Source organism: Streptomyces sp. NPDC003027, assembly GCF_053591435.1.
Genome location: NZ_JBSFTU010000021.1, coordinates 108,026 through 114,092, shown reverse-complemented (window position 1 = coordinate 114,092; position 6,067 = coordinate 108,026). Strand labels below are relative to the sequence as shown.

The window sequence follows — 6,067 nt, the reverse complement described above, 5'->3', positions numbered from 1 at the left end:
ATGCACAACCTCGCCCTCGCTGGATAGATCAGCGGCTCGTACGGCGGCAAGCCCTGCCCAGGGCGATCCGGAGATCATTTACGGGACAACCCTTAACGGCGTGGCAACCTTTCGCAACTACGGCTTCCTCAACTCCCATCCCGTCTGCCGTCGGCCCACACGTATGTGGAGCGGGCGCGGTGCCGGGCGTCCAGGTGGAGCGCGCCACTGTACGAACGACCTGGACGCCCGGTGCCGTGTCTGCTCGGCTTGTCCTGGGCCGATGGCAGACGGGATGGGAGTTCCCCGCCTCAGCACCCCACCGGCCGGCACCCGCGTACGGCGCCCCCACCATCCCGGAGCCGGAGCGCCCCCGCCGGAGGCATGTGGTGACAGTCGGAACCGCGGCCGTTGGGGCTCGACTCATGCCTTTGGGCCTATCCCACTCGGCAGGGGCGGGCGTCGGCGCAGCGCGCGCGGAGCGGGCCGAAGGCAGGAGCGTCGCGCGGAGCGGAGCCGGGAAGCCCGCCCGGCGGAGCGGAGCGCAGCCGGGTGCTTGATGAGGTAGAGAAACCTGTAACAGCTCCCTCGTTGATCCTCGGCTACGCCGTGGTGAGTGCGTCGGCGATGGCCTGCATGTCGTCGGTGATCGCGTTGGCTTGCGCTTCGGCGAAGAAGTCGGCCTTGTGGGGCTTGTTGGCGTAGCCGATGACCGTTGTCCCGGCGGCGTGGGCGGCCTGGATGTCCGTGAGCGAGTCGCCGATCAGGGTGCAGTTCGTGACGTCCATGTGCATCCGCTCGGCCGCCGTGATGAGGGGGAACGGGTTCGGCTTCATCAGGTGGGGCTGTCCCGTGGGGCGACCGACGATCTTCGCGACGTGATCCCCCAATCCGTGCAACTCCACGAAACGTTGAACGCACTCGGCAGAGTTGTTGCTTACCACCGCGACCGCCCTTCCTGAAGCGTGCGCGGCTTGCAGGGCTGCAACTGCCCCCGGCGTCGGGGGGCCGGCCACTGTGACCGCTTCGACCTCGGCTGCCGTCAGTGCTCGCTCGACCTCTTGGCCCAGCTCGGCGTTCGCCTCGTGAGCGATGCGCAGGACCTCGATCGGGTCGTCGGTCTCGGCAGCCCTCGCGCCCGCGGCTGGGTCATGGGATGAGAGCAGCGTCGTGAGTTGCTTGGCGACCTCATGGGCGGGCAGTCCGGCGAACACGTCGCATACCGGTCCGTCGAAGTCGAAGAAGATGACTCGCGCGTTCGCCAGGACCGTCAGGAGCTGGTCATCGTGCGTCAAGGTCGAAGTCCCTTCCGATGGTCTCCCAGACGCTGTCGAACCACATGCGGGCCTGCTGCACCTGCTGGGCTCCGCTGGAGGACTCGCCGTCGTTGATCGAGTGGTGGAAGAGCGTGGTGTCCTTGCCTACCAGGTCGTAGATCTCGATGGTCTCGCCCTGGGCGACGACCTTGTTGGGGCGGATCGGGTAGTACCCGAAGAACGCGTCCTCGTTATTGATCACGTACAGCTTGAAGAACTGCGTACCGCTGTGAACGCGGACGTCGATCCTGGTCTCGGCCACCAGCCCGAGGTGTTCCAACTCGGCGATGGCGTCACGGATGCTGCGGGTGTAGCTGACCATGATGTCGTGCATGCGGTCGCGGAGCCGCTTGTCGTCGGCTCCATCCTCCATGCGGACGGGTGCGGCCTGCGGCACGGACATGTCCGGGACGAGTATCCGCATGGTGATGCTCGACGGGGTGAGCCTGCCGACCCGGATCTTGTCGAGCGGTTCTTGAAGCGCCCCGTGCAGGGTCTCGCTGGAGAATCCGGCGAAGTCGATGGTCACCTGATCCTTGGAGAAAGCCTGCTCGACGTACGGCCGCAGCCCCGCTGGCCTCTCGGTCCGGTTGCGGACGTAGACGCCGCTGCCCTTGCGGGAGACCACGAGTCCCTCGTCTTCGAGGTCGCGCAGTGCGCGCTGAATCGTCGCCCGGGCGAACCCGTAAAGCTCCGTCAGTTTTGCGTGGGACGGGAGCTTCTCACCAGGGCTGAGCCGCCTCGTTCGGATGGCAGCACTGAGGCTGCTGGCCACCTGCTCGTAGGGGGCTCGGTCGTCGTCGGGGTCTAGCGGCTCGGGGACGAAGGTCATGGGTCGATGGTAGGCGACAGCCCTGGGGCAGGACAGCCATGCCAGTCATGTTGTTGACATGGCTAGCCATGTCTCTTACCTTCGAGATGTGGCCAACCAGGATAGCCAAGTTGGTCATCTAGCCCCTTCCTGCCATCTCCAAGGAGAAGCCATGCCTTCGTTCAAGGTGGACACCTCGACCGCCGTGGTGTTCGTGGCCACTGCCCCCGTCCCGAAGCTGGTGAGCAAGCAGACCGGTGAGCGCGCCATGGACCGGGAGACCGGCGCCGGCCTCTCGACCGTGGGTCTGCTGATCTCGGACGAGGGGGAGGGCAACCTCTACCAGGTGACCGTTCCGGAGACCGGCCTCCCCGACAATCTGGCGCCGGGCATGCCCGTGTCGGTGATCGGCCTCAAGGCCCGGGACTGGGAGAACACGTTTAACGGCCAGACCCGGCACGGGATCTCGTTCCGGGCCGTCGCGGTCACGCCGATCGGGGCCTGATCATGACGGACCTGTCGACGTTATGGGAGGTCGGCCTCCCGCTCACCGCGGCCGGTGGTCTCGGGTACGCGAAGGTGCGGGCGCCGCGTGTGTTCTGGTCGCTGGTCGGGCTGCCGGTCACCCAGGTGCGGTTGGCCATGACGTACCGCTCGACGATGGACGTGTGCGGGCTGACCGTTCAGCCCTCCCGCTTCCGCGCCTTCCTCGTCCGCAGCGTGGCCCGCCGCAGCGACGTGCAGCCCGTGCCGCCGAAGATCCGTCGGGTGCGGGGGACCTCGACCGGGATGCGGGTGACGCTTCGCCTTCCGGCCGGTCTTGAGCCCGCCGACGTGATGGCCGCCTCCGAGCGACTACGGCACGCCTGGGGCGTCCACTCGGTCAACGTGATCGAGACGAAGCCGGGGTTCGTGGAGCTGCGGATGACCGGCTATGACGTACTGCGGCGGGTGAAGATGCCGCGCCGGGAGCGCTCCGGGCCGATGACGGTTCCGGTCGCGCTGAGGGAGGACGGCACCGCGTTCGTCCGGGACTACCTGAAGGTGCCGCACGCACTGACGCTCGGAGCCAACCAGTCGGGCAAGTCGATGTACCAGCGCAACCTCGTCGCCGGGCTCGCACGGCTGGATGTCGCCCTGGTGGGGATCGACTGCAAGCGGGGCGTCGAGCAGCGGGGATACTCGCCCCGTCTCTCGGCTCTCGCGATCACGCCCGAGGAAGCGTCCGGGCTTCTGGACGCGCTCGTGGACGAGATGGAAGCGCGCTTCGACCTGCTGAGCGAGCAAGGTGCCGCTGATGTGTGGGCGCTGCCGGAGAAGGTGCGTCCGGTGCCGGTCGTGGTCCTGGTGGACGAGGTCGCGGAGCTGTTCCTCGTGGCGGGGAAGAAGGACGAGGAACGCCGGGACCGGATGGTCATGCAGATGATCCGCCTTGGGCAGATGGCCCGCGCGGCGGGCATCTTCCTGGAGGTCTGCGGCCAGCGGTTCGGGTCCGACCTCGGCAAGGGCGCCACCACCCTGCGCGCTCAGCTCACCGGCCGTGTCGTTCACCGCGTCAACGACAAGCAGACCGCCGATATGGGCTTGGGCGACATCGCCCCCGACGCGGTCGTGGCCGTGACGACGATCCCGCCCGACCGGCCCGGTGTCGCGGTGGCTGGTGACTCCTCCGGGGGCTGGTCCCGGATTCGCACCCCCGAGTTGAGTGCGGCCAAGGCCGCTGAGATTTGTGCCGGCTACGCGCATCTGACCCCGGACCTTCCCGCCCTCGCGGCGTATCGGCCGACGGTCGCCGCTCCGGTCGAGTCCGCTGAGCCCGTCCCGCTGGTGAAGCCGGTCCCGGCGACGGACTGACAGCTGCTTCCCCTCGGTCGGCGTGACCGTCTCACGCCAGGTCCTTACCCGACCCATGCCCGAAAGGAGGTGAACCGTGTTCCGAACCCTCCGCTTCGACGCCGTACTCATCCAGGCCGTCATCGCCGGCGCCCTGTCCTTCGCCCACCTGCACGACCTGGCGGCCGCCGCTGGACAGGACGGCTGGAAGGCATGGGCCTACCCGGTCAGCGTCGACCTGCTGTTGGTCGCCGCCTGGCGCCGGATGCGCACGGATGGGGGCAACCGCGATGCCTGGCTCTGGTTCGCCATCGCCCTGACCGCGTCACTCGGCGCGAACGTCGCCACCGCCGGAATGCTCGACATGAACAACGTCCCGGCCTGGCTTCGCATCCTCGTCGCCGGATGGCCCGCCCTCGCGTTCCTCGGCGGCACACTCCTCGCCCACGCACCCGCCCCATCGCCGAAGCTCGAACCGGCCTCGCCGCCCGTAGAGGAGCCCACCGCCGAACCGGTGCCGGACCTGACCGTGGAGCGCGCCTCCGAACCGGCACCTGAACTCCCACCGGCCGCTCCCGCACCACAGGAAGTTCCGCCCGAGCCTGCTCCCTTGGCTCCCGCCGTACCGGTGCCGCCCGCGCTGCTCGACCACGCCCGGAAGATCGCGGACGCCCACCACGCCGAGACCGGCGCTCCGATCGACACCGCCACCCTGCGCAGCCGCCTCGGCGTCCCGCCCGCGCTCGCGGACTCGATCGCCCTCCAACTCGCCTGAGCCGAAAAGGAGAAAACCCGTGCGCCCGAACCGCTTCTACAACGTCGTCCGCTTCGGCCCGGTGCGCGTCGGCACCCATCACGACGGCCGGGGCCGTACCAAGCACACCGCCGTGTGCACTGCCCCCGGCTGCGACTTCTCCGCCGACTACTTCACCCGCCCAGCCGCCGAACTCGCCGCCCGCACCCATCGCTGCAAGGCCTGAGAGGAGACCCACCCATGTTCACCCCGAAGTACCCCGCCCCCGACACCTACATCCCGGTCCAGCCGGTGGCCGAGCACACCGCCGCCCCTGTGCCGCTCACCCCGGTCCCGGCTCCGGTTGCCCCGGCCCGTACGACGGTCCAGCTCACCCCGGGCAGCGCGGTCGCCCTCGCCGCCGGCGGTGGCGCCGTGGTCCTGGTCATCGGCACCGTCCTGGTCTCGCTGCTCCTGGCCGTCGCCATCACCGGCGTCTCCGTCGCCCTCGTCGCGGTCGTGCTGCGACTGATCATCCAGGACATGCAGAGGGGCCGGTGACCGCATGGACACGTACACAATTGCCGCCGCCGGGTTACCGGCCCTGGGCTGGGCACTCCACGGCAGCATGCTTGCCCGCCGCCTGGCCACCGCTCGCCGAGACCCGCTGACCGGCCTGCATACCCGCGCCGGATGGACCGCCCGCGCCGAACACCTCATGACCCGGCACGCGAACGCGCTCGTGGTCCTGGTCGACCTGGACGACTTCAAGGCCATCAACGACACCCACGGCCACGCCGCCGGAGACCAAGTGCTCACCGCGACCGCCGACCGGCTCACCGACTGGTGCGGGCGCCACGGGATCGCCGCCCGCCTCGGCGGAGACGAGTTCGCCGCCATCGTCACCCACCCCGGCCACACCTCCGGCCTCTCGGCCCTCCGCGCCGCCCTCGATCGGCCGGTCCCGTACCGCGGGCACACCTTGCGGGTCTCAGCCTCGGTCGGTCACTGCCACCGCGAACACCTGCCGGTCCCGGTCCTCACCGACGCCCTCTCGGCCGCCGACGCCTCGATGTACCTGGCCAAGGGCCACGGCAGGCGCAACACACACTGAGCGGCCCCCGGAGCGGCCTCGGTCGCCAAACTTCCGCCGCCCCGGGCGCCTGAATCCCCACTTCAGATCCAACGGACCCGAAAGGGAAAGCCCATGATGCCCCAGCCCCAGACCACGCCCGTCTGCTCCCACTGCGACGGCTTCCCTGTCGTCCACATCACTACCGGGGCCAGCACCCAGAACGGGAGCCGCCGCACCCTTCCCGCGACGTGCCCGGCCTGCAAGGGAACCGGCACCCGCACCGCCCCGGCCGCTCTCGTCCGCGCCGGGAAGTGACCGCC

Annotated in this window: 9 protein-coding genes; 7 read left to right on the top strand and 2 right to left on the bottom strand. The window is 69.3% G+C overall.

The features are described from left to right. Positions 1 to 581: 581 nt before the first annotated feature. Entirely contained in the window at positions 582 to 1,274 is a 693-nt protein-coding gene (locus ACWDX6_RS17490) for an HAD family hydrolase (protein ID WP_451485780.1), read from the bottom strand. Then, positions 1,261 to 2,127 (bottom strand): GntR family transcriptional regulator, encoded by an 867-nt coding sequence (locus tag ACWDX6_RS17485; protein ID WP_393492689.1) that lies wholly within the window; start codon positions 2,125 to 2,127, stop codon positions 1,261 to 1,263. Before ACWDX6_RS17485 ends, ACWDX6_RS17490 begins: the two co-directional genes overlap by 14 nt. Before the next feature lie 151 nt (positions 2,128 to 2,278). On the opposite strand from ACWDX6_RS17485, the gene ACWDX6_RS17480 reads away from it, so the two are divergent. The 7 genes from ACWDX6_RS17480 to ACWDX6_RS17450 all read left to right on the top strand — a co-directional run bounded on the left by ACWDX6_RS17480 (position 2,279) and on the right by ACWDX6_RS17450 (position 6,062). Then, a complete protein-coding gene (locus ACWDX6_RS17480; protein ID WP_451485779.1) occupies positions 2,279 to 2,611 on the top strand; it encodes an SCO3933 family regulatory protein in 333 nt (110 codons plus the stop codon). Positions 2,612 to 2,613: 2 nt separating this feature from the next. Then, positions 2,614 to 3,960, top strand: coding sequence for an FtsK/SpoIIIE domain-containing protein (locus ACWDX6_RS17475; protein ID WP_451485778.1), 1,347 nt, complete (start codon positions 2,614 to 2,616; stop codon positions 3,958 to 3,960). 76 nt (positions 3,961 to 4,036) lie between these two features. Continuing rightward, positions 4,037 to 4,714: a DUF2637 domain-containing protein gene (locus ACWDX6_RS17470; RefSeq protein WP_451485777.1), complete on the top strand. Its 678-nt coding sequence runs from the start codon at positions 4,037 to 4,039 to the stop codon at positions 4,712 to 4,714. Positions 4,715 to 4,733: 19 nt separating this feature from the next. Then, positions 4,734 to 4,919 (top strand): mobile element transfer protein, encoded by a 186-nt coding sequence (locus ACWDX6_RS17465; protein WP_451485776.1) that lies wholly within the window; start codon positions 4,734 to 4,736, stop codon positions 4,917 to 4,919. Positions 4,920 to 4,933: 14 nt separating this feature from the next. Then, positions 4,934 to 5,233, top strand: a complete 300-nt coding sequence (locus tag ACWDX6_RS17460) for a hypothetical protein (RefSeq protein WP_451485775.1) — start codon at positions 4,934 to 4,936, stop codon at positions 5,231 to 5,233. Between the two features lie 4 nt (positions 5,234 to 5,237). Beyond that, the gene (locus ACWDX6_RS17455) at positions 5,238 to 5,786 is read left to right on the top strand and encodes a GGDEF domain-containing protein (protein WP_451485774.1); all 549 of its coding nucleotides are present in this window, start codon (positions 5,238 to 5,240) and stop codon (positions 5,784 to 5,786) included. A 93-nt stretch (positions 5,787 to 5,879) separates the two neighbouring features. Next, entirely contained in the window at positions 5,880 to 6,062 is a 183-nt protein-coding gene (locus ACWDX6_RS17450) for a hypothetical protein (RefSeq protein ID WP_451485773.1), read from the top strand. Positions 6,063 to 6,067 lie beyond the last annotated feature (5 nt).

Coding starts and splice junctions, on each gene's coding strand:
- ACWDX6_RS17485 (WP_393492689.1), bottom strand. CDS start 2,127: ATGACCTTCGTCCCCGAGCCGCTAGACCCCGACGACGACCGAGCCCCC.
- ACWDX6_RS17480 (WP_451485779.1), top strand. CDS start 2,279: ATGCCTTCGTTCAAGGTGGACACCTCGACCGCCGTGGTGTTCGTGGCC.
- ACWDX6_RS17475 (WP_451485778.1), top strand. CDS start 2,614: ATGACGGACCTGTCGACGTTATGGGAGGTCGGCCTCCCGCTCACCGCG.
- ACWDX6_RS17460 (WP_451485775.1), top strand. CDS start 4,934: ATGTTCACCCCGAAGTACCCCGCCCCCGACACCTACATCCCGGTCCAG.
- ACWDX6_RS17455 (WP_451485774.1), top strand. CDS start 5,238: ATGGACACGTACACAATTGCCGCCGCCGGGTTACCGGCCCTGGGCTGG.
- ACWDX6_RS17450 (WP_451485773.1), top strand. CDS start 5,880: ATGATGCCCCAGCCCCAGACCACGCCCGTCTGCTCCCACTGCGACGGC.